The 21671-nt window shown below is 58.9% G+C and carries 22 protein-coding genes; 10 read left to right on the forward strand and 12 right to left on the reverse strand.

Annotated features, from left to right (window positions below; all coding sequences use genetic code 11):
• Positions 1-86: 86 nt before the first annotated feature.
• Positions 87-1505, forward strand: a complete 1419-nt coding sequence (locus tag AB4N44_RS14365) for a peptidoglycan DD-metalloendopeptidase family protein (protein WP_127929977.1) — start codon at positions 87-89, stop codon at positions 1503-1505.
• A gap of 3 nt (positions 1506-1508) precedes the next feature.
• Positions 1509-2600 carry an anhydro-N-acetylmuramic acid kinase gene (locus AB4N44_RS14370; protein WP_127929978.1) on the forward strand — a complete coding sequence of 364 codons (1092 nt, stop codon included), beginning with the start codon at positions 1509-1511 and terminating at the stop codon, positions 2598-2600.
• Between the two features lie 73 nt (positions 2601-2673).
• Here AB4N44_RS14370 and erpA read toward each other — a convergent pair whose 3' ends face one another.
• A complete protein-coding gene (gene erpA, locus AB4N44_RS14375) occupies positions 2674-3024 on the reverse strand; it encodes an iron-sulfur cluster insertion protein ErpA (RefSeq protein ID WP_008077999.1) in 351 nt (116 codons plus the stop codon).
• Positions 3025-3192: 168 nt separating this feature from the next.
• Positions 3193-4227, reverse strand: coding sequence for an N-acetyl-gamma-glutamyl-phosphate reductase (gene argC, locus AB4N44_RS14380; RefSeq protein WP_034155112.1), 1035 nt, complete (start codon positions 4225-4227; stop codon positions 3193-3195).
• A gap of 134 nt (positions 4228-4361) precedes the next feature.
• Here argC and hemJ point away from each other — a divergent pair, with 134 nt between their 5' ends.
• The 6 genes from hemJ to coq7 all read left to right on the forward strand — a co-directional run bounded on the left by hemJ (position 4362) and on the right by coq7 (position 8937).
• Positions 4362-4790, forward strand: a complete 429-nt coding sequence (hemJ, locus tag AB4N44_RS14385) for a protoporphyrinogen oxidase HemJ (RefSeq protein WP_127929979.1) — start codon at positions 4362-4364, stop codon at positions 4788-4790.
• A gap of 33 nt (positions 4791-4823) precedes the next feature.
• Positions 4824-5792 carry an NAD(P)H-dependent flavin oxidoreductase gene (locus AB4N44_RS14390; RefSeq protein WP_460158220.1) on the forward strand — a complete coding sequence of 323 codons (969 nt, stop codon included), beginning with the start codon at positions 4824-4826 and terminating at the stop codon, positions 5790-5792.
• Positions 5793-5870: 78 nt separating this feature from the next.
• A complete protein-coding gene (locus AB4N44_RS14395) occupies positions 5871-6821 on the forward strand; it encodes a DUF805 domain-containing protein (RefSeq protein ID WP_127929981.1) in 951 nt (316 codons plus the stop codon).
• Between the two features lie 61 nt (positions 6822-6882).
• Positions 6883-7671 (forward strand): SDR family NAD(P)-dependent oxidoreductase, encoded by a 789-nt coding sequence (locus AB4N44_RS14400; protein ID WP_093441854.1) that lies wholly within the window; start codon positions 6883-6885, stop codon positions 7669-7671.
• An 80-nt stretch (positions 7672-7751) separates the two neighbouring features.
• Positions 7752-8090 carry a histidine triad nucleotide-binding protein gene (locus AB4N44_RS14405; protein ID WP_003228789.1) on the forward strand — a complete coding sequence of 113 codons (339 nt, stop codon included), beginning with the start codon at positions 7752-7754 and terminating at the stop codon, positions 8088-8090.
• Positions 8091-8289: 199 nt separating this feature from the next.
• Complete coding sequence (gene coq7 / locus AB4N44_RS14410) at positions 8290-8937, forward strand: 2-polyprenyl-3-methyl-6-methoxy-1,4-benzoquinone monooxygenase (RefSeq protein ID WP_008077993.1); 648 nt, start codon at positions 8290-8292, stop codon at positions 8935-8937.
• A gap of 108 nt (positions 8938-9045) precedes the next feature.
• Here coq7 and speD read toward each other — a convergent pair whose 3' ends face one another.
• Positions 9046-9840 (reverse strand): adenosylmethionine decarboxylase, encoded by a 795-nt coding sequence (speD, locus tag AB4N44_RS14415; protein ID WP_016983471.1) that lies wholly within the window; start codon positions 9838-9840, stop codon positions 9046-9048.
• A 237-nt stretch (positions 9841-10077) separates the two neighbouring features.
• On the reverse strand, positions 10078-10500 hold the full coding sequence (locus AB4N44_RS14420) for an OsmC family protein (RefSeq protein ID WP_003228794.1): 423 nt from the start codon (positions 10498-10500) through the stop codon (positions 10078-10080).
• Positions 10501-10737: 237 nt separating this feature from the next.
• Between AB4N44_RS14420 and crp the strand changes: the two genes are divergently transcribed.
• A complete protein-coding gene (gene crp, locus AB4N44_RS14425; RefSeq protein ID WP_008088598.1) occupies positions 10738-11382 on the forward strand; it encodes a cAMP-activated global transcriptional regulator CRP in 645 nt (214 codons plus the stop codon).
• A 9-nt stretch (positions 11383-11391) separates the two neighbouring features.
• On the opposite strand, the gene AB4N44_RS14430 is transcribed toward crp, so the two are convergent.
• The 4 genes from AB4N44_RS14430 to AB4N44_RS14445 form a co-directional block, all read right to left on the reverse strand.
• A complete protein-coding gene (locus AB4N44_RS14430) occupies positions 11392-12093 on the reverse strand; it encodes a lipoate--protein ligase family protein (protein WP_460108628.1) in 702 nt (233 codons plus the stop codon).
• A 135-nt stretch (positions 12094-12228) separates the two neighbouring features.
• Complete coding sequence (gene trpC, locus AB4N44_RS14435; protein WP_160042058.1) at positions 12229-13065, reverse strand: indole-3-glycerol phosphate synthase TrpC; 837 nt, start codon at positions 13063-13065, stop codon at positions 12229-12231.
• Positions 13062-14111, reverse strand: a complete 1050-nt coding sequence (gene trpD / locus AB4N44_RS14440; RefSeq protein WP_127929984.1) for an anthranilate phosphoribosyltransferase — start codon at positions 14109-14111, stop codon at positions 13062-13064. The genes trpC and trpD overlap by 4 nt, the downstream gene beginning before the upstream one ends.
• A gap of 9 nt (positions 14112-14120) precedes the next feature.
• Positions 14121-14714, reverse strand: coding sequence for an aminodeoxychorismate/anthranilate synthase component II (locus AB4N44_RS14445; protein ID WP_007918806.1), 594 nt, complete (start codon positions 14712-14714; stop codon positions 14121-14123).
• Between the two features lie 408 nt (positions 14715-15122).
• Here AB4N44_RS14445 and estP point away from each other — a divergent pair, with 408 nt between their 5' ends.
• Positions 15123-17030, forward strand: coding sequence for an esterase EstP (estP, locus tag AB4N44_RS14450; RefSeq protein WP_127929985.1), 1908 nt, complete (start codon positions 15123-15125; stop codon positions 17028-17030).
• Positions 17031-17246: 216 nt separating this feature from the next.
• Here estP and trpE read toward each other — a convergent pair whose 3' ends face one another.
• The 4 genes from trpE to AB4N44_RS14470 form a co-directional block, all read right to left on the reverse strand.
• Positions 17247-18725 (reverse strand): anthranilate synthase component I, encoded by a 1479-nt coding sequence (gene trpE, locus AB4N44_RS14455; protein ID WP_127929986.1) that lies wholly within the window; start codon positions 18723-18725, stop codon positions 17247-17249.
• Positions 18726-18796: 71 nt separating this feature from the next.
• A complete protein-coding gene (locus AB4N44_RS14460) occupies positions 18797-19615 on the reverse strand; it encodes a phosphoglycolate phosphatase (protein WP_460108626.1) in 819 nt (272 codons plus the stop codon).
• The gene (gene rpe / locus AB4N44_RS14465; RefSeq protein WP_007918813.1) at positions 19612-20286 is read right to left on the reverse strand and encodes a ribulose-phosphate 3-epimerase; all 675 of its coding nucleotides are present in this window, start codon (positions 20284-20286) and stop codon (positions 19612-19614) included. The genes AB4N44_RS14460 and rpe overlap by 4 nt, the downstream gene beginning before the upstream one ends.
• A gap of 114 nt (positions 20287-20400) precedes the next feature.
• The gene (locus AB4N44_RS14470) at positions 20401-21549 is read right to left on the reverse strand and encodes an iron-containing alcohol dehydrogenase (RefSeq protein WP_127929988.1); all 1149 of its coding nucleotides are present in this window, start codon (positions 21547-21549) and stop codon (positions 20401-20403) included.
• Positions 21550-21671 lie beyond the last annotated feature (122 nt).

Here is a 21671-nt window from a genome sequence, read left to right on the forward strand (position 1 = left end):
ATTTGGTTATATTTTATACAGTTATTTCATCTTCATCATGTCATTCATCTTTTCCAATTCATCATTTTTCAAAGTCAAAATTACCTATGACCACAGAACCGTCTAAAGCGCCGCCGCTTTACCCGAAGACCCACCTGCTCGCCGCAAGTGGAATCGCCGCCCTTCTTAGCCTGGCTCTCCTGGTATTCCCTTCCAGTGATGTTGAAGCCAAAAAGACGACCCTGAGTCTTGAACTGGAAAGTCCTGCTGAACAACTGACACAAGATCAAGACGCTGCTGACGCGGTTCAAGCCACAAATGAGCCAGTAGCTTCTCCGTTTGCTCAAATCGAAAACACTGACGAAAACACCGCACAAACCGCAGAAGCCGCACCTGCGCCAGTCGCCGAAAAACCGAAAGCCCCCGGGCATCGTGAAGTTGTTGTAGCCAAGGGCGATACGCTGTCGACCCTGTTCGAAAAAGTCGGCCTGCCGGCTGCGTCCGTCCATGAGGTCTTGGCCAGCGACAAACAGGCCAAGCAGTTCAGCCAGCTCAGGCACGGCCAGAAACTCGAATTCGAATTGAACCCTGAAGGCCAACTGACCAGCCTGCACAGCAAGGTCAGCGACGTCGAAACCATTACCCTGACCAAGAATGACAAGGGTTATGCCTTCAACCGGGTTACCGCAAAACCAACCGTTCGCACAGCTTACGTCCATGGCGTAATCAACAGTTCGCTTTCACAATCCGCAGCCCGTGCCGGGCTCTCCCATAGTCTGACCATGGATATGGCCAGCGTTTTCGGTTACGACGTCGACTTCGCTCAGGACATCCGTCAGGGTGACGAATTCGATGTGATCTACGAACAGAAAGTGGTCAACGGCAAGTCGGTCGGCAACGGCCCGATACTGTCCGCTCGCTTTACCAACCGCGGCAAGACGTATACCGCTGTGCGTTACACCAACAAGCAAGGCAACAGCAGCTACTACACCGCTGATGGCAACAGCATGCGCAAAGCGTTCATCCGTACTCCGGTGGACTTCGCCCGCATCAGCTCGAAGTTCTCGATGGGCCGCAAGCACCCGATCCTGAACAAGATCCGCGCTCACAAAGGCGTTGATTACGCTGCGCCACGCGGTACGCCAATCAAGGCTGCCGGGGACGGTAAAGTGCTGCTCGCCGGCCGCCGTGGCGGCTACGGCAACACCGTTATCATCCAGCATGGCAACACCTACCGTACGCTGTATGGCCACATGCAAGGCTTCGCCAAGGGTGTGAAGACTGGCGGTACCGTGAAACAGGGCCAAGTGATTGGCTACATCGGCACCACCGGCCTGTCCACCGGCCCGCACTTGCACTATGAGTTCCAGGTCAACGGCGTTCACGTAGATCCGCTGGGCCAGAAGCTGCCAATGGCTGACCCGATTGCCAAAGCCGAACGCGCTCGTTTCCTCGCACAGAGCCAACCGCTAATGGCGCGCATGGATCAAGAGAAGGCCACCATGCTGGCTTCGAGCAAGCGTTAAGCCATGGCCCTTTATATCGGTGTGATGTCCGGAACCAGCCTCGACGGTCTGGACATTGCCCTGATCGAACAGACCTCGGCGATCAAGCTGATCGCCACGCACTACATTCCCATGCCTGAATCACTGCGCGCAGAGCTGCTCGGCTTGTGCGCCAGCGGCCCTGACGAAATCGCCCGCTCGGCAATTGCCCAGCAGAACTGGGTAAAACTTGCTGCGCAGGGCATTAACACCCTCCTCGATCAGCAGAACCTTAAACCACAAGATATTCGAGCGATCGGCAGCCACGGCCAGACCATCCGCCATGAGCCTGCGCGCGGCTTCACCGTGCAGATCGGCAACCCTGCCCTGCTGACTGAATTGACCGGTATTACCGTAGTCAGCGACTTCCGAAGTCGCGATGTCGCCGCCGGTGGTCAAGGCGCCCCGCTGGTTCCTGCGTTCCATGAAGCTTTATTCGAAGAGCGTACCGGTAACCAGGCGGTCTTGAATGTCGGCGGTTTCAGCAATCTCAGTCTGATAGAGCCGACCAAGCCTGTAGCCGGTTTCGACTGCGGCCCTGGGAATGTTCTGATGGACGCCTGGATTCACCAGCAACGCGGCGATAACTACGATCGCAACGGCGACTGGGCGAAGTCAGGCTCTGTTGAGCCAACCCTGTTGAAGGCACTGCTCAGCGATCCGTTCTTCGTCACCAAAGGCCCGAAAAGTACCGGCCGAGAAGTGTTCAACCTGCCATGGCTGGAAAAACATCTCTCACATCTGCCAACCTTTGCTGCGGAGAATGTGCAGGCCACGCTGCTTGAATTGACTGCACAGAGCATCATCGAGTCGCTGCAAAGCGCTCAATCCGATACTCAGGAATTGTTGGTCTGTGGCGGCGGTGCGCATAACGCCACACTGATGAAGCGACTGGCCGACTTGCTGCCCAAGGCAACCGTCGCCAGCACTGCGACTCATGGTGTCGATCCGGACTGGGTGGAAGCGATGGCCTTCGCCTGGCTGGCCCATTGCTGCCTTGAAGGGATCGCCGCCAACCGCCCAAGCGTCACCGGCGCACGCGGTCTGCGGGTACTCGGCGCCATCTACCCGGCCTGATCAATTCGCACACAGCAAAACGCCGCAGAACCGTAAGGCTCTGCGGCGTTTTGTTATCTGAAACGAAAAGCGATCAGATCGAGAACGATGATCCGCAACCACAGGTCGTGGTGGCGTTCGGGTTCTTGATCACGAAGCGCGAACCTTCCAGACCTTCCTGGTAGTCCACTTCAGCACCCGCCAGGTACTGGAAGCTCATCGGATCGACCACCAGACTCACGCCTTCGCGCTCGACGATGGTGTCGTCCTCGGCCACATCCTCATCGAAGGTGAAGCCGTACTGAAACCCTGAACAACCGCCGCCCGTAACGAATACGCGCAGCTTCAAGCGATCATTCCCCTCTTCATCGACCAGGCTCTTCACCTTGTGCGCGGCACCGTGGGTGAATTGCAAAGCCGTGGGGGTGAAGGATTCGACGCTCATGCTGACTATCTCCCGGCGTTACGCCGCCATAATGCGTGATGACGCGCATTATCCGCTTGTCCGAGAAAATCGGTCAACTATTGTTACGGTATATCAATAAAGCCGACGAGCTGTTCACAATGCAAAAAGGCCCGTTAAACGGGCCTTTTTGCTATGCCGCTTAAAGTGTTACGGCAGCATACCGGCGTGGGACAGGCCGAAACGCTCGTCCAGACCGAACAGGATGTTCATGTTCTGCACTGCCTGACCCGACGCACCTTTGACCAGATTGTCGATCACCGACAGCACCACCACCAGATCGCCATCCTGCGGACGGTGAACGGCAATGCGGCAAACGTTGGCGCCGCGCACGCTACGGGTTTCAGGATGGCTACCGGCCGGCATTACGTCGACGAACGGTTCGTTGGCATAACGCTTTTCGAACAGTGCCTGCAGATCCACCGAACGATCTACCACGGTCGCGTAGAGTGTGGAGTGAATACCACGGATCATCGGGGTCAGGTGTGGAACGAAGGTCAGACCGACATCCTTGCCCGCTGCGCGACGCAGCCCCTGGCGGATTTCCGGCAGGTGACGGTGACCTTTCACCGCATAGGCCTTCATGCTTTCCGAGGTCTCGGAGTACAACGAGCCGACAGCCGCACCGCGACCGGCACCGCTGACGCCGGATTTGCAGTCGGCGATCAGACGCGAAGTATCGGCCAGACCCGCCTCCAGCAATGGCAGGAAACCCAGCTGGGTAGCGGTCGGATAGCAACCCGGCACGGCGATCAGGCGGGCCTTCTTGATCTGTTCGCGATTGACTTCCGGCAGACCATAAACCGCCTCGTCCAGCAATTCAGGCGCGCCGTGCGGCTGACCGTACCACTTGGCCCACTCTTCAGCGTCTTGCAGACGGAAGTCGGCGGACAGGTCGATCACTTTGGTGCCCGCTGCCAGCAATTCACCCGCCAGCGCGTGCGCAACACCATGCGGCGTGGCGAAGAACACTACATCGCAAGCACCGAGGGTCTTGATGTCCGGCACGCTGAAGGCGAGGCCATCGTAGTGGCCGCGCAGGTTCGGGTACATGTCAGCCACGGCCAGACCGGCCTCGGATCGGGAAGTGATCACAACCACTTCTGCCTGCGGATGCTGCGCCAACAGACGCAGCAGTTCGACACCGGTGTAACCCGTGCCGCCGACGATACCGACCTTGACCATAACCTGCCCTCAAAGAACCCACTGGAAAGCCGTCGATAATAGGGCGCGCGCGGCCCTGCGACAACCGTCAAGGTGACGTGCGGACGCTCAAGCCTCTACTATCTGGCCTACCGTGATTAAGGAAATAACTAAAAATGCTCTATCTATGGATCAAAGCTTTTCACATTGTCAGCATCGTTTGCTGGTTTGCCGGACTGTTCTACTTGCCGCGACTGTTTGTTTATCACGCGCAAAGCGAAGACACGATCAGCAAGGAACGCTTCAGCGTCATGGAGCGCAAGTTGTATCGCGGCATCATGGGCCCGGCGATGATCGCTACGCTGATCTTCGGTGGCTGGCTGATTTACCTCAATCCGACCATCTTCAGCATGGGCGGCTGGATTCACGCCAAACTGACACTCGTCGTCCTGCTGATCGGCTACCACCACATGTGCGGCGCGCAGGTAAAACGTTTTGCCCGTGGCGAAAACACCCGCAGCCATGTCTTTTATCGCTGGTTCAATGAAGTCCCGGTTCTGATATTGCTGGCTATCGTAATTCTGGTCGTGGTCAAGCCGTTCTAACTTCAACAAGTACAGATCTTTGGGGTGTTCATCATGTCGCTGCCCGCTCTGCTCGAACAACGTCTGCGTCTGCCTGTAGTGGCCGCGCCGATGTTTCTGATTTCCAATCCTGAGTTGGTGCTCGCCTGCTGCCGCAATGGCGTGGTCGGCAGTTTTCCGGCCCTGAACCAACGCGAAAGCAGCGGCTTCAAAGCGTGGCTGGAACAGATCGAAGCGGGCCTGGCGACACTGGAGAACCCGGCGCCGTATGCAGTGAATCTGATCGTGCACAACAGCAACCCGCGTTTACAGGCGGACTTGAACATCTGTGTCGAACACAAAGTGCCGATTGTCATCACCAGTCTCGGCGCGGTGAAGGAACTGGTCGACGCGGTGCATAGCTATGGCGGTCTGGTGTTCCATGACGTGACCACTCGCCGCCACGCCGAGAAAGCGGCTGAGGCCGGCGTCGATGGTTTGATCGCTGTCGCCGCCGGCGCCGGGGGCCATGCCGGTACCTGGAGTCCGTTTGCACTGATCGCCGAGATCCGAGAGTTTTTCGATAAAACCCTGCTGCTTGCAGGATGTCTTAACCACGGCCATGAGATCCTCGCCGCACAGCTGCTCGGTGCGGATTTGGCCTACTTCGGTACGCGATTTATCGGCACGACGGAAAGTCATGCGCCTGACGCGTACAAAGATATGCTGCTGACAGCCAAGGCTGCGGACATCATTCATACTCCAGCGGTGTCGGGAGTGCCGGCGAGCTTCATGCGCCAGAGCCTGGAGGCCGCCGGTTTCGATATGGCCGCTCTGCAAGGCAAAGGCGAAGTGAATTTCGGCGACAAGCTCAAGCCGATCAGCGATGAAGCCAAAGCCTGGAAAACCGTGTGGTCCGCCGGTCAGGGTGTAGGGCAGATCGATGACTTGCCAAACGTGGATCAATTGATCTCGCGGCTGGACGCTGAATATCGTCAGGCACAGGAAAACGCGACACAGCTTACGAAACACTGGCCACGCTAAGAAAAACCAGGCCAGCCCCGACGGACTGGCCTTACACTGCTGACCTTTCAATCTATTCGCGACAAGGATGCCTCGGCCATGAGCGAACCCCGTTACAAGATCGTATTCGACGGAGCTCTACAGCCCGGTGTCGATATCACCACTGCCAAACTCAATCTGGCGGATCTGTTCAAAAGTGATGTGGCCGCGATCGAGCGCCTGTTCAACGGCCGCACCGTCGCACTCAAACGTGATTTGTCCCACAGCGATGCGCAGACCTATCTGCAAGCGCTGAGCAAAACCGGGATCGATGCGCGCATCGAAGCTGAAACGACGATCGAACTGAATCTCTCCGACGTACACGAGCATTCAGCTGCCATAGCGGAACCTGACTCCCCTTACGCACCACCGCGCGCCACCGTCGGCGAGAGTCTGCCGGCGTTCGCCACGCTCAAGCCGTTCAGCGTCGAAGGGCGAATCGGCCGCCTGCGATTTCTGGCATGGACAATGGTCCTGAGCCTGGTGACCCTGCCCATTGTCGGCGTGTTCGCCCTGCTGGCTCTGGGGCTGGTCAGCGGCGATTCCACCACTGGCCTGATCATCGGTGGCATCTTCGCCTTCTTCCTGTTTGTCGCCTTCCTGATCGTCAGCATTCTGTTCAGCGTTCAACGACTGCACGACATCGGCTGGTCGGGTTGGCTGTGGCTGCTGAACCTGGTGCCGTTCGTGGGCAGCTTCTTCCCGCTGGTCATCATGGTTGTGCCGGGCAACACCGGCGCCAACCGTTACGGGCCTCCGCCGCCGCCCAACAGCACCGCAGTGAAAGTCTTGTGTTCACTGTGGATCGTGTTTTTCGCGCTGGTCTTTGCCGGTGGAATGCTCGGCGGGATTTCGGCCATACAGCAGGAATACGAAAGCAATCTGGAAAGCAGCTACGAAAGTGGCTCAGTGACTACTGATGAAGTCGAAGTAGAGGTCGAATCACCCGTGGATTCCGCCGACGAAGCAGCCGAAGCGGCGCAGGCCCCTGTAGACTCTGCAAAAGAATGAACAGCGCTCCCCGCCGTGACACCCGCGTCGCTGGCGCGGAGCTGTTGCGATGGAGAATTGCATGACCCGTTACGCTCTGATCACTGGCGCCTCCAGCGGCATCGGCCTGGCCATGGCCGAAGCGCTGGCCCGGCGCGGCCGCAGCCTGATTCTGGTGGCCCGACAGCGTGATCAGCTGGAAAGTATTGCGATCGAGTTGACCCAACGCTTCGGTGTTGAAGTGCTGTTCCGCGCCTGCGATCTGGGCGAGCCGTTGCGCCTGTCCGGTTTTTTGCTGGAACTGGAAGAAGGCGACCGGCAGATCGACTTGCTGGTCAATTGCGCCGGCATCGGCACCTGCGGCCCGTTTCTCGCGCAGGACTGGATGACCGAGCAGGATCTGATCGAGGTGAATATCCTCGCCCTCACCCGCTTGTGCCACGCCATCGGTAACAGCATGGCGCTGCAAGGTGGCGGGCAGATTCTCAATGTCGCCTCGGTGGCAGCGTTCAATCCCGGCCCGTGGATGAGCACTTACTACGCCAGCAAGGCGTATGTTCTGCACTTCTCCGAGGCCTTGCGGGTTGAGCTCAAACAAAGCGCGGTCAAGGTTTCGGTGCTCTGCCCCGGCCCGACACGCACGGCATTTTTCCGCACGGCACAGCTCAACAGCGACAAACTCAAAGACAGTAAATTGATGATGAGCCCCGAGGAGGTCGCGCTTTACACCGTGCGCGCCCTCGACAAGAACCGCGCGATCATCATTCCCGGGCGGCGCAACCGCTGGTTCGCATTCCTGCCGCGACTGGGTTCGCGCTGGCTCAATCGCACCATTGTCGGCATGGTCAACAAGGCTTACTGCCCGCGCTGAAATGCCCTACAGGTAAAACACTGGGCGGGATAAGCCGCCCTGAGTACACTCAGACCAGCCAAACAACGGAGAAAACAGCAGTGGATACTCTGTTCACCAAGATCATCAACCGGGAAATCCCGGCGAAGATCATTTACGAGGACGACCAGGTTCTGGCGTTCCACGACATCGCCCCTCAGGCACCAGTGCATTTCCTGGTGATCCCGAAGAAACCGGTGCGCACCCTCAATGATCTGACCGAAGACGACAAGGCTTTGGCCGGGCATATCCTGTTCACTGCGCAGCGTCTGGCGCTGGAACTGGGCTGCGAGGAAGGTTTCCGCGTGGTGATGAACTGCAATGAAAAGGGTGGGCAGACCGTCTACCACATTCATATGCACGTACTCGGTCAGCGGCAGATGAACTGGCCGCCGGGCTAAGGCACGCCCCTTCCCCCTGTGGGAGCGAGCCTGCTCGGGAAGACTTCGGCACATTCAATGTATCAGTGCCTGACACTCCGCCTTCGCGAGCAGGCTCGCTCCCACAAAAAAGCATGACCGCGCAGCAAATGACCCAGCGCAAACCTTCCCCCGGCCGATTCGGTTAAACTGGCCGCCGAGATTCTTCCCGGAGGTCAGCATGACTACCCAACGTCACTACTCGCCGATTGACCGTCTTCTGCTGCAAGCCGATGCCGCGATGCGTACCCTGTTGCCCTTCAGTGGCCAGCCGTACCGTCCGTCGCCAGCGATTTTGCAGCCGGACACGCAGATGAGCGACGAAGACACCCGCCACGTCGCCGGCCTGATGCGCATCAACCATACCGGTGAAGTCTGCGCCCAGGCGCTGTATCAGGGGCAGGCGTTGACTGCCAAGCTGCCGCAGGTACGCGAGGCCATGGAGCACGCCGCCGAAGAAGAAATTGATCATCTGGTCTGGTGCGAGCAACGCATTCACCAGCTGGGCAGCCATACCAGCGTTTTGAATCCGCTGTTTTACGGGATGTCGTTCGGGATTGGCGCGGTGGCCGGATTGATCAGCGACAAGGTCAGCCTCGGGTTTGTCGCGGCGACCGAGCATCAGGTGTGCAAGCACTTGAACGAACACCTGGAGCAGTTGCCAGCGGAGGATGAGAAATCCCGGGCGATTCTCGAGCAGATGCGCATTGATGAAGAACATCATGCCGAAAGTGCTTTGGAGGCTGGAGGTTTCCGTTTTCCGGCGCCGGTGAAGTTCGGGATGAGTATTCTGGCCAAGGTGATGACCAAGAGTACTTATCGGATCTGAGAACGATATTGCTGCAGAGGGCCCCTTCGCGAGCAGGCTCGCTCCCACAGGGGGGTGGCAGAAATGAAAAAGGCGACCGAAAGGTCGCCTTTTTTGTGCCCGGGAATCTTAGGTCGGCATGTTGCGCGCATAGAAGATTTCGAGCATTTCGTGTTTCACCCGGTCTGTCACCTGAGCGCGCTGCTCAGGGGACAGGTTGCTGGTGGCATCGCCGAACAGGTAGTTATCCAGTTCGAAGTTCTTCAGCAGCATTTTGGTGTGGAACAGGTTTTCCTGGTACACGTTCACGTCGGTCATCTGGTACGCGTCGCGGGTGTCTTCGGAAAGGTAGTTCTGGATCGAATTGATCTCGTGGTCGATGAAGTGCTTGTTGCCTTCAACGTCACGGGTGAAGCCGCGCACACGATAATCCACAGTCACGATGTCCGAATCGAACTGGTGAATGAGGAAATTGAGCGCTTTCAGCGGTGAGATGACACCACAAGTCGACACGTCGATGTCCACACGGAACGTTGCAATACCGTCGTCCGGATGAATTTCCGGGTAGGTGTGCACCGTGATGTGGCTCTTGTCGAGGTGGGCCAGGATAATTTCGGGCAACGGGCCCGGCGATTCTTCGATCTGGCTTTCAGTCGGGGTTACCGGCTCTTCAGAAATCAGAATCGTGACGCTGGCGCCCTGAGGTTCATAGTCCTGACTGGCAATGTTCAGGATGTTGGCACCAATGATCTCGACAACTTCTGTGAGAATCTGCGTCAGGCGTTTCGCGTTGTACTCTTGATTGATGTACTCGACGTAAGCCTGCTGGTCTTGCGGGGTTTCCGCGTAGCAGATGTCATAGATGTTGAAGCTCAAGGTCTTTGTCAGGTTATTGAACCCGTGGAGCTTGAGTTTGCTTTTCACCGTTAAAAACTCTCTATGTATGCGGCCCGGCCGCGTGATCAAGCATGCCCGTCAAGTGCGAACAACGCACCTGCGTAGGACGGTTAACACCTCTTCGCGATGGCGATTTTGGTTATCTGTTCAGGCGGCTGATCCATCGGCTGACCGATCACTGCCCTGAAAAAAGTGGCGCATTATGCAGACGTCAGCGGGGGATCGCCAGAGTCTGCACTGCTTTTATGATAGTTGAATGTCGGTTCAACCGAGTTCGACGATTTCGTAATCGTGAGTAATCGCCACACCAGCCGCGCCGAGCATGATCGAAGCCGAGCAATACTTCTCGGCGGACAGCTCGATCGCGCGTTTGACCTGGGCTTCTTTCAAGCCACGGCCCTTGACCACGAAATGCATGTGAATCTTGGTGAACACCTTCGGATCTTCGGTCGCGCGCTCGGCTTCCAGGAAGGCTTCGCAGCTTTCCACGGCCTGGCGGGACTTCTTCAGAATGCTGACCACGTCGAAGTTGCTGCAACCGCCAACACCCAGCAGAAGCATTTCCATCGGGCGAACACCCAGGTTACGACCACCGGCGTCCGGCGGACCGTCCATCACTACGACATGACCACTTCCGGATTCGCCGAGGAACATGGCTTCGCCAGCCCATTGGATGCGTGCCTTCATCGCCAAGACTCCACTGTTGAAAAAAGGGTCGCCAGCTTAGCACAGCACTTTGCCCGGACAGCGGGCGGCGTTCCTAGGACGGACGCCTCTGCGGTGTAGGTAATTTCTCGAATTTTCGACGAAGTGTCTGTTAAGCTGGCGCCAATTCGCTGGCGCCCATGCCAGCTGTGCAGCGACCGCCTTCAGCGCCTCATAAAAAAATCAAACATCACCGTGCAGTCTTTTCGGGATACAACCATGGTTGCTATTACCCCCACACCCAAAATCAAGAACCTCGACAAGCTGCTGATGCATTGTCAGCGCCGTCGTCATGCAGCCAAAAGCAACATCATCTGTGCGGGCGATCGTTCGGACACGCTGTACTTCATCATCAAGGGCTCGGTAACGATCCTGATCGAGGACGACGACGGTCGTGAAATGATCATCGCCTACCTCAATGCCGGGGATTTCTTCGGTGAGCTGGGTCTGTTCGAACAAGCCGGCCAGGAACAGGAACGCAGTGCCTGGGTGCGGGCCAAGGTCGAATGCGAAACAGCGGAAATCAGTTACGCCAAGTTCCGCGAATTGTCGCAGCAGGATCCGGACATTCTTTACGTCCTCAGCGGACAAATCGCACAACGCCTGCGCAACACCACGCGCAAGGTTGGCGATCTGGCGTTCTTCGACGTCACTGGCCGGGTAGCACGTTGTCTGCTGGAACTGTGCAAGCAGCCAGATGCGATGACCCACCCGGACGGCATGCAGATCAAGGTGACGCGTCAGGAGATCGGGCGGATTGTCGGTTGTTCGCGGGAGATGGTCGGTCGCGTGCTCAAGGATCTTGAGGAACGCAACCTGGTCGATGTGAAAGGCAAGACCATGGTGGTCTTCGGAACGCGCTAAGCCCGAATATCAGGCGCTGTACATCTGCGCCAGCATCAAACGAAACAGCTCATCGAGACGCGCCAGGGCCTGTGGCGCGCTGAATTTCTCGTGCAGGGCGATGTGGCTTTCAGCCCGCACGCGTTGCTCCAGGCCGCACGCTTCGTTGAAGCGATTGACCGCGGCGACCATCGATTCGCGCTCGTTATCCATCAGCATCGCCCCGTGCACCAGACCGACCGGGCGCTGTCCACCCTGACTCTGGCGCCAGCGCTGGGCGGTGCCGACCATTTTGCGGCCGTCGAGATTGACGTTGAAACGACCGTCACAGAAAGCGCCGTCGATCTCACCCAACGATGATGTGCCACCCAACTCATCCAGTAACTGACAGATCGGATCGCAGAGACGACGGTAGCCGGTTTCGATACGGTTCAGATCGCCTTCGCTGCGCGGTGGTGCGTAGACCAGAGCGATATTGATAGTGGCGGCAGATTGCGGCACGGGTTCGCCGCCGGTTTCGCGCAGCAGGACGGGCCAGCCAGCGGCGGCGGAGACTTCGCAAGCGTGGTCGAAACCGGGGAGACGATTGAGGCGGCGCGGCATGACCAGGGCGCGATCGCTGGGTTGCCAGAACAGCAGGCCGAATTCAGAGTCGCCGGCGCAGACCGAGGCCAGCAAATCCTGTTCGGCTTGCAGGCCGGCTTCGATGATCAGGGGGGTTGGCAGCGACATGGAAGGCTCCGGCAGATCTGGAATCTTTGGGGATTTCTAGTACCTCATCGCGAGCAGGCTCACTCCTACAATTGGAACGCGTTCCCCTGTAGGAGTGAGCCTGCTCGCGATGGCGTCGACTCGGTCTGGAGCGAATCAGTCGAGGGTCGAACCGCTGATCGACACGCCACGCTCCGGGAAGAACAGACGCTGCAGTTCAGTGCCCGGATTTTCCGCACGCATGAACGCTTCACCGACGAGGAACGAGTACACGTCGCTGATTTCCATCAGTTCGACATCAGCACGATTGAGGATACCGCTCTCGGTAATTACCAGACGATCGCGCGGAATGCGCGGCAGCAGGTCGAGGGTGGTTTCCAGACTGACATCGAACGTATGCAGATTACGGTTGTTGACCCCGACCAGCGGCGTGTCGAGGGTTTTCAATGCACGTTCCAGCTCATCGCCGTCGTGCACTTCGACCAACACATCGAGACCGACGCCTTTGGCGACCGAGGCCAGTTCGGCCATTTTCACGTCATCCAGTGCGGAGACGATCAACAGCACACAGTCGGCGCCCAACGCACGGGCCTCGACGATCTGGTACGGATCGATCATGAAATCCTTGCGGATCACCGGCAGGCTGCACGCGGCACGAGCCTGTTGCAGGTACGCATCAGCGCCCTGGAAGTAATCGATGTCGGTCAGTACGGAAAGACAAGTCGCCCCACCCTTCTCATAGCTTTTGGCGATGTCGGCGGGAACGAAGTTCTCGCGGATCACGCCTTTGCTTGGCGAAGCCTTTTTGATTTCGGCAATCACCGCAGGCTGTTTCTTCTTGGCTTGCGCCAGCAATGCCTGGGCAAAACCACGGGGTGCATCGGCCGCCTTGGCCAGACTTTCCAGCTCGCTCAGGCTGACGCGAGCACTACGCTCGGCGACTTCCTGAACTTTGCGCGCCAGAATGTTTTCCAGAACCGTCGGTACACTCATCCCTCATTCTCCACTCTGAATACCGCGGTAAAGGCACCCAGCTCCTCGAGTTTTTCCCGAGCGAGACCGGTGTGCAGCGCGTCGTGCGCAAGCTCGACACCCTGTTTCAAACTGCTGGCCACGTCAGCGGCATACAGCGCTGCACCGGCATTGAGCACAATCATTTCGGCGGCTTTCTGGCCGTTCTCGGTTTTGCGCTTGCCGAGGGCATCGCGGATCAGCGCCAGCGAGGCTTCCGGGCCGTCGACCGACAGACCGTGCAGGCTCTGGCTCTTCATACCCAGATCTTCCGGCTCGACCCAATATTCGCTGATTTCGTTGTTTTTCAGCTCGGCGACAAAGGTCGGTGCGGCGAGACTGAATTCATCCAGGCCGTCCTTCGAGTGCACCACCAGCACATGCTTGCTGCCCAGACGCTGCAAGACTTCGGCCAATGGCCGGCACAGCGCCTTGTTGAATACGCCCACTACCTGATGCTTCACACCGGCCGGATTCGTAAGCGGGCCGAGCATGTTGAACAGCGTACGCAGGCCGAGATCGCGGCGCGGGCCGGCGGCGTACTTCATGGCTTTGTGGTGAGTCTGGGCAAACATGAAACCGATGCCGACGTTGTCGATGCAACGGGCGACCTGAACCGGCGTCAGGTTCAGATAAATGCCGGCGGCTTCGAGCAAATCGGCGCTGCCGCTCTTGCCCGATACCGCACGGTTGCCGTGTTTGGCTACGGTGCAACCGGCTGCCGCGACAACAAAGGAAGAAGCCGTCGACACGTTGAAGATGTTTGCGCCGTCACCGCCAGTGCCAACCACATCGACGACGCCGTCGAGGGTTTTCAGGTCAACCTGATCGGCCAGCTCACGCATCACCGACACGGCGCCGACGATCTCGTCGATGCTTTCGCTCTTCATGCGCATGGCCATCATGAACGCGCCGATCTGCGCGTCGGTGCATTGGCCGGTCATGATTTCGCGCATCACGTCGCGCATTTCATCGGTGCTGAGGTCGAGGTGTTCGACGATACGGCTCAGGGCTGTCTTGATATTCATGGGAAGTCCTTAGCGCGTGCCGCCGGTTTGTTTGAGGAAGTTGGCAAACAGTTCATGGCCCTGCTCGGTCAGGATCGACTCGGGGTGGAACTGTACGCCCTCAATGTTCAGGGTCTTGTGACGCAGGCCCATGATTTCGTCGACCGAACCGTCGTCGTGTTGCGTCCACGCGGTCAGCTCCAGGCAATCGGGCAAAGTATCGTGCTTGACGATCAGCGAGTGGTAACGGGTAACCGTCAGCGGATGATTCAGACCTGCGAAAACGCCCTTGTCCTCATGGAATACCGGGCTAGTCTTACCGTGCATCACTTGGCGGGCGCGGACTACATCGCCGCCAAACGCCTGGCCAATGGACTGGTGGCCAAGGCAGACACCGAGGATCGGCAGCTTGCCGGCGAAGTGTTTGATGGCTTCGATGGAGATGCCAGCTTCGGTCGGCGTGCAAGGGCCTGGCGATACGACGATGCGCTCAGGTTTCAGCGCTTCGATTTCGGCGACGGTCAATTCGTCGTTGCGCACGACTTTGACGTCGGCACCCAGCTCGCCGAGGTATTGCACAACGTTGTAAGTAAAGGAGTCGTAGTTGTCGATCATCAGCAACATGGCGTGTCGAACCTCTTGAATTCTGATTTGAAAACAGCCTTCAGATCACTTGCCCGCAGGGCGCTGCACGATGTCGGACGCAGGTAGATGCGTCGGCACAGCGGCATTTCAAACAGGCAAGGAAGGCAAAGCGATACAGATCCGGCAGGGCCGGCAGAAAAGATTCAGGCGCGCCAACGCCAGCGGGCGTGTGCCTTGATGACTTGATCCAGAAGTTTGCTGGTGATCAACACGGGGAAGGTCTCGTTCATACGTTCCGGCACAGTAACTTAGCTGGGCGGAGCGTGCAATATGGCCGGGGCTGCGGGAGATAAAAGCTGGGGAGGATTCGCGACCGATGGCAAAACGCCGGGAGTTTTTGGTACTGTCGTTTCGTTCACCTACAACAATAAATAAACGGACTTGCTCATGATCAAACAGACGCTGTTTGTCCCGCTGGCTGGCTGCCTGCTCGCACTGGCTTGTGCTCAGGCCAATGCTGCACCCAATCCCTATTCGAATTTCATAGTTTTCGGCGACAGTCTGAATGACGCCGGAACCTTCGCCGACACTGGCGGACCGGCCGGCTCCACCGAGCGTTACACCAATCGGACCGGGCCGGTGTATCAGAATGGCAGCGGTGAACTGTATTCGTTGAACTCCACGCAGTTGCTCGGCGGACGCCTTGGCTTTTCGCCAGACCAGACAGCCTCTTCCAGCTCCGCCGTGCGCGCCGAAAACGGCCAGCCGGACGGCAACAACTGGGCGGTCGGCGGCTATCGCACCGACCAGATCCTCGACTCGATCACCACGCAATCCGCTACCGGCGAACGCACCCGCGCCGGTTACCTGCCCTCCAACGGCTTCCGCGCCGACCCGAATGCGCTGTACTACATTTCCGGCGGCGGCAACGACTTCCTGCAAGGGCGCATTCTCAGCCTGCCGCAAGCCAACGCCGCGGCGGATCGTCTCGCCGACAGTGTGCAGACGCTGCAAACCGCCGGCGCCAAATACGTGATGGTCTGGCTGTTGCCTGACGTTGGCCTGACCCCAGCCATCAACGGTACGCCATTGCAAGCCTTCAGCAGTCAACTTGCCACCCAGTTCAACAGTCAATTGGTCACACGCCTGCAAGGCATCAATGCCGAAATCATTCCGTTGAACATTCCGGTCTTGCTCTCGGAAGTGTTTGCCGACCCGGGACGCTTTGGCCTGGCGACCGATCAGAACCTCACTGCGACCTGCTTCAGTGGCAGCAGTTGCCCGGAAAACCCCCGTTACGGCATCAACAGCGCGACACCCGACCCGAGCAAACTGATCTACAACGACGGCGTGCACCCGACCGAAGCCGGGCAAAAACTGATCTCCGACTACGCCTATTCCCTCCTCGCCGCGCCGTGGGAGCTGACGCTGCTGCCGGAAATGGCCCACGCCACCGTGCGCGCGCACCAAGACGAACTGCGCAACCAATGGCAGGCGGATTGGGAGAACTGGCAAGCGGTTGGCCAATGGCGCGCGATTGTTTCCGCCGGCGGCCAGCATCTGGATGTCGACAGCCAAAGCAGCGGCGCCAGCGCCGATGGCAGCGGTTACAACCTCAACGTCGGCGGCAGCTATCGCTTGAATGAAGCCTGGCGCGTGGGTGTGGCAGGCGGCTTCTACCGACAGAATCTGGAGGCCGGCCATAACGACTCGGACTACAAACTCAACAGCTACATGGCCACGGCATTTGCCCAGTACCAGCAAAATCGCTGGTGGGCTGATGCAGCGTTGACCGGTGGCAAACTCGACTACGACAACCTCAAACGCAAGTTCGATCTTGGCGCCAGCGAAGGTGCGGAGAAAGGCGACACTGACGGCAGCCTCTGGGCCTTCAGCGCGCGTGTCGGTTACGACATTGCCCAGCCGGGCAGCGAGTGGCACCTGTCGCCATTCGTCAGCGCCGACTACGCCAGCGTTGATGTCGATGGTTATTCAGAGAAGAGCAATCGCGCCACGGCATTGACCTTCGATGATCAGACCCGTGACTCGAAGCGTCTGGGTCTGGGCTTGCAGGGCAAGTACAACATCACCCCGCAAACCCAGGTGTTTGGCGAATACGCTCACGAGCGTGAGTACGAAGATGACGTGCAGAAGGTCCGCATCGCGCTCAACACCTTGCCGGCGAATGACTTCAAGCTTGAGGGCTATACGCCGCAGAGTCATCTGAACCGCTTGAGTCTGGGCGTGAGCCACAAACTGACGGCTGATCTGGCGCTGCGCGGCGGGTATTCGTTGCGCAAGGATGATGATTTTACCCAGCAGGGTGTGAATGTCGGGGTTGTGTTGGATTTTTAAGCGGTAGATCAAAAGATCGCAGCCTGCGGCAGCTCCTACAGGGCTGTTGCAGGTCATAAAAAAGCGGCGCCCTCACAGGCGCCGCTTTTTTATTGCCAAACATATGCCCCCCTGTGGGAGCGAGCCTGCTCGCGAAAGCGCTAAGTCAGCCAACATCAATGGTGACTGACACGGCCTCTTCGCGAGCAGGCTCGCTCCCACAGGGAAGATCAGTGATCAGTCCGGGGTTTGCTCGGCCAGGGCCACAGCGCGGAACATCGCGCGGCGTTTGTTCAGGGTCTCTTCCCATTCCAGCGCCGGCACCGAGTCGGCGACGATACCGCCACCGGCCTGCACATGCAGTTCGCCGTTCTTGATCACCGCCGTGCGAATGGCAATCGCGGTGTCCATATTGCCGTTCCAGGCGAAGTAACCGACCGCGCCGCCGTAAACACCACGCTTGACCGGCTCCAGTTCGTCGATGATTTCCATCGCGCGAATCTTCGGTGCGCCCGACAAGGTGCCGGCCGGCAGAATCGCCCGCAGCGCGTCCATCGCCGTCAGCCCTTCTTTCAACTGGCCGGTGACGTTGGAGACGATGTGCATCACGTTGGAATAACGCTCGATGACCATTTTCTCGGTGAGTTTCACCGAGCCGATTTCCGAAACGCGCCCGGTGTCGTTACGGCCCAGATCGATCAGCATCAAGTGCTCGGCGATCTCTTTATCGTCCGACAGCAGGTCTTCTTCCAGCGCCACATCGGCTTCTTCGGTGGCACCACGTGGGCGAGTACCGGCGATCGGGCGCACAGTGATCAGGTTGTCTTCGACCCGCACCAGCACTTCCGGGGAACTGCCGACGACGTGGAAGTCGCCGAAGTTGAAGAAGTACATGTACGGCGTCGGGTTGAAGCAACGCAGGGCGCGGTACAGATCGATCGGTGCAGCCTTGAAGTCGATCGACATACGCTGCGACGGCACAACCTGCATGCAGTCGCCAGCAAGGATGTACTCCTTGATGGTGTCGACGGCTTTTTCGTAATCGTCCTGGGTGAAGCTGGAACGGAACACCGGATCAGCCGATTGCTGTTTGCTGAAGTCCAGGCCACGGCGTGGGGTGATCGGCTGGCGCAGTTTTTCCAGAAGTGCCTGCAATTGCGCCTGACCTTGTTCGAAGGCATCCGCCTGCGCAGGATCGGCCAGCACGATCGCGTGCATCTTGCCGGCGAGGTTGTCAAAAACGACGACCGCGTCGGAGACCATCAACAAAATGTCCGGCACGCCCAGTGGATCCGGGTTCGGGCACTTGCCCAGACGCTTCTCGACATAACGCACGCAGTCGTAACCGAAATAACCGACCAGGCCACCGTTGAAACGCGGCAGACCGGCAATGGTCGGCACGTTATAGCGAGCCTTGAAGGTTTCGACGAAGGCCAGCGGATCTTCAACATCGTGGCTTTCGGTCTCGACGCCATCAACGGTGATGCTGACGTGATGGTCGTGAACCCGCAGCACGGTGCGGCACGGCAGGCCGATGATCGAGTAACGGCCCCATTTCTCGCCGCCCTGCACCGATTCGAGCAGGTAGGAGTTGGGCTGGTCGGCCAGTTTCAGGTAGATCGACAGCGGCGTGTCGAAGTCGGCCAGGGTTTCGCAGGCCAACGGAATGCGGTTGTAGCCGTCAGCGGCCAAGCGCAGGAATTCTTCGCGGATCATAAGGTGCCTCGTGGTGTGAGGGGCAAATCAGTCAGGTATGCAAACGCGCCGGCGAGCCGGCCAGGAACAAGTCAGGCGCGCCAACGCCAGCGGGCCAGGGCCTTGATGACTTTCATCCAGAGTTTGCGAGTGACCACCACGATGGCGTTTCCAGAATGGGATTGAGAAGCGTCGGGCAACGTTATCTCAGCGGCCGTACCGAGGCAACCGGGAATTAGCTTGCGCAGATCGTCGATCACCAGCGCCGGGGATTCCTCGGCAATCGGTCGGCCATGGTTGTAGCCGTAACTCAGCGCCACGCATTTGACTCCCGCCGCTTTCGCCGCCAGCACGTCGCTGCGCGAGTCGCCGACGAACAACGATTGCGAGGCCGGGATGTTGGCCATTTTCATCACGAAGAACAGCGCCGCCGGATCAGGCTTCTTCTGCGGCAAGGTATCGCCACCAATGATCCATTTGAAGTAGCGACCGATCTTCATCTGATCCAGCAACGGCGCGACGAAACGCTCCGGCTTGTTGGTGATCAGCGCCATGGCCACGCCTTGCTTGTGCAGCCACTTGAGGGTGTCGCGCACGCCGGGATAGACCAAGGTCAGCTCATGGCTGGCGCCGTAGGCCTGCATGAACACTTCCAGCGCACGCTCGGCTTCGACGTCATCCACGGCTGAATGGTCAATGCCACCGGCCAGCGCGCGGCGCACCAGCACTGGCGCGCCATTGCCAACCCACTCGCGCACCGAATCGATGCCCGCAGGCTTGCGGCCGAGGGAGAGCAGCATGGTGTCCACCGCGGCTGCCAGGTCCGGAACCGAGTCGATCAGCGTGCCATCCAGATCGAACATCACCAGCCGTGGCAGTTTCCCCGGGAACAGCTGCTCGAACCCGCTCATGGGCGCGCCAGCGCCAGTTCGGAGCGCATCTTGTCGATGACTTCCTGATAGTTCGGCGCGTTGAAGATCGCCGAGCCGGCAACAAAGGTGTCAGCGCCAGCGGCGGCGATTTCGCGGATGTTGTTGACGTTGACGCCGCCGTCGATTTCCAGACGAATGTCACGACCCGAAGCATCGATGATCGCCCGCGCTTCGCGCAGTTTGTCGAGGGTGCCGGGAATGAACTTCTGCCCGCCGAAGCCCGGGTTGACGCTCATCAGCAAGACCATGTCGACCTTGTCGATCACGTACTTGAGCACGTCCAGCGGGGTTGCCGGGTTGAACACCAGACCGGATTTGCAGCCGCCTTCACGGATCAGTTGCAGCGAGCGATCAACGTGCAGCGTGGCTTCCGGGTGGAAAGTGATGTAGGTAGCGCCGGCCTCGATGAAGTCGCCGACGATGCGGTCCACCGGGCTGACCATCAGGTGCGCGTCGATCGGCGCGGTGACGCCGTACTTGCGCAATGCCGCACAAACCATCGGACCGATGGTCAGGTTCGGCACGTAGTGGTTGTCCATGACGTCGAAGTGAACGAAGTCGGCACCCGCGGCCAGAACGTTGTCGACTTCCTCGCCGAGGCGGGCGAAGTCGGCGGAGAGAATTGACGGAGCAATTACGAAGGGCTGCATGACGCACCTTTTCTGAGCTAAATCACGATGGCGCGCATTGTATACCTCAAGTTTCCAAGCGCGCACCGTGACCGCGATGATTGGGTTGTGCCATGACGGAGGACGGGCGCTGACTCAATACGCCGCGCGGTAGATCTTCTCGATGTCCCCAGCGCTGAGTTTGCGCGGATTGTTGCGCATCAGGCGCTCGATCCCCGCCGCTTCCACGGCCATCGCCGGGATCGCTTCTTCCGGCACGCCGAAACTACGCAGTCCGGCCGGAATTTCCACGGCTGCGCACAGATCGCTCATTGCCTGCACGGCTTTGTCCGCTGCTTCGGCGGCGCTCAGATGAGCGGTCTTCACCCCCATGGCTTCGGCGATATCCTGCATGCGCTCAACGCAGGCCATCTTGTTCCAGGTCATGACGTACGGCAGCAGCAACGCATTGCTCACGCCATGGGCGATGTTGAAACGCCCGCCCAGTGGATACGCCAGCGCATGCACCGCGCCGACCCCGGCATTGCCGAACGCCATACCGGCCATCAGGCTGGCGGTGGCCATGTCTTCGCGCGCTTGCAGATTGCCGCCGTTGGCATAGGCCTTGGGCAGGGCTTTGGCGATCAGCTTGATGGCACCGATGGCCAGCGAGTCGGTGATCGGCGAGGCATTCACCGACAGATAGGATTCGATGGCGTGCACCAAGGCGTCGACGCCACTGGCGGCGGTGACACTGCGTGGGCAGGTCAGGGTCATCTGCGGGCTGACCAGCGCCACGTCCGGTAATAGAAAGTCGCTGACGATGCCTTTCTTCAACTGCGCGACTTTGTCCGAGAGGATCGCTACGTTGGTCACTTCGGAACCGGTGCCGGCGGTGGTCGGGATGGCGATCAGTGGCGGGCCTTTGCGTGGCACCTGGTCGACACCGAACAGATCTTCCAGTGCGCCGTGGTAACCGGCATACGCCGCGACACTTTTGGCGATGTCGATGGCACTGCCGCCACCGAGACCGATCAAGCCGTCATGCCCGCCCTCGCGGTAAACACGCATGCAGTCTTCGACGATGGCAATTTCCGGGTCTGGCAGCACACGGTCGAATATTTCGTAGTCGCGCCCGCCGAGTTGCACCAGCGCCAGCTCCACCGTGCCGGATTTGACCAGGGCGGCGTCGGTGACGATCAACGGGTTGTCGATGTCGAGGCGTGTGAGTTCGGCGGCCAGTTGTTCGATGGCGGCGGCGCCGGTGATCAGTTTGTGAGCGATTTTGAACTGGGACAGACTCATCGTGCGCAGCCTCTTATAGATGTGGGAGCTGGGCACAAGATTAGCTGGGGATTTGGGGTTGTCTGCTATTCAGGTGGTGAATGACCTATCGAGGGCAAGAGCAAGAGCCCCTCACCCTAGCC

Source organism: Pseudomonas sp. S3_C06 (assembly GCF_054667675.1).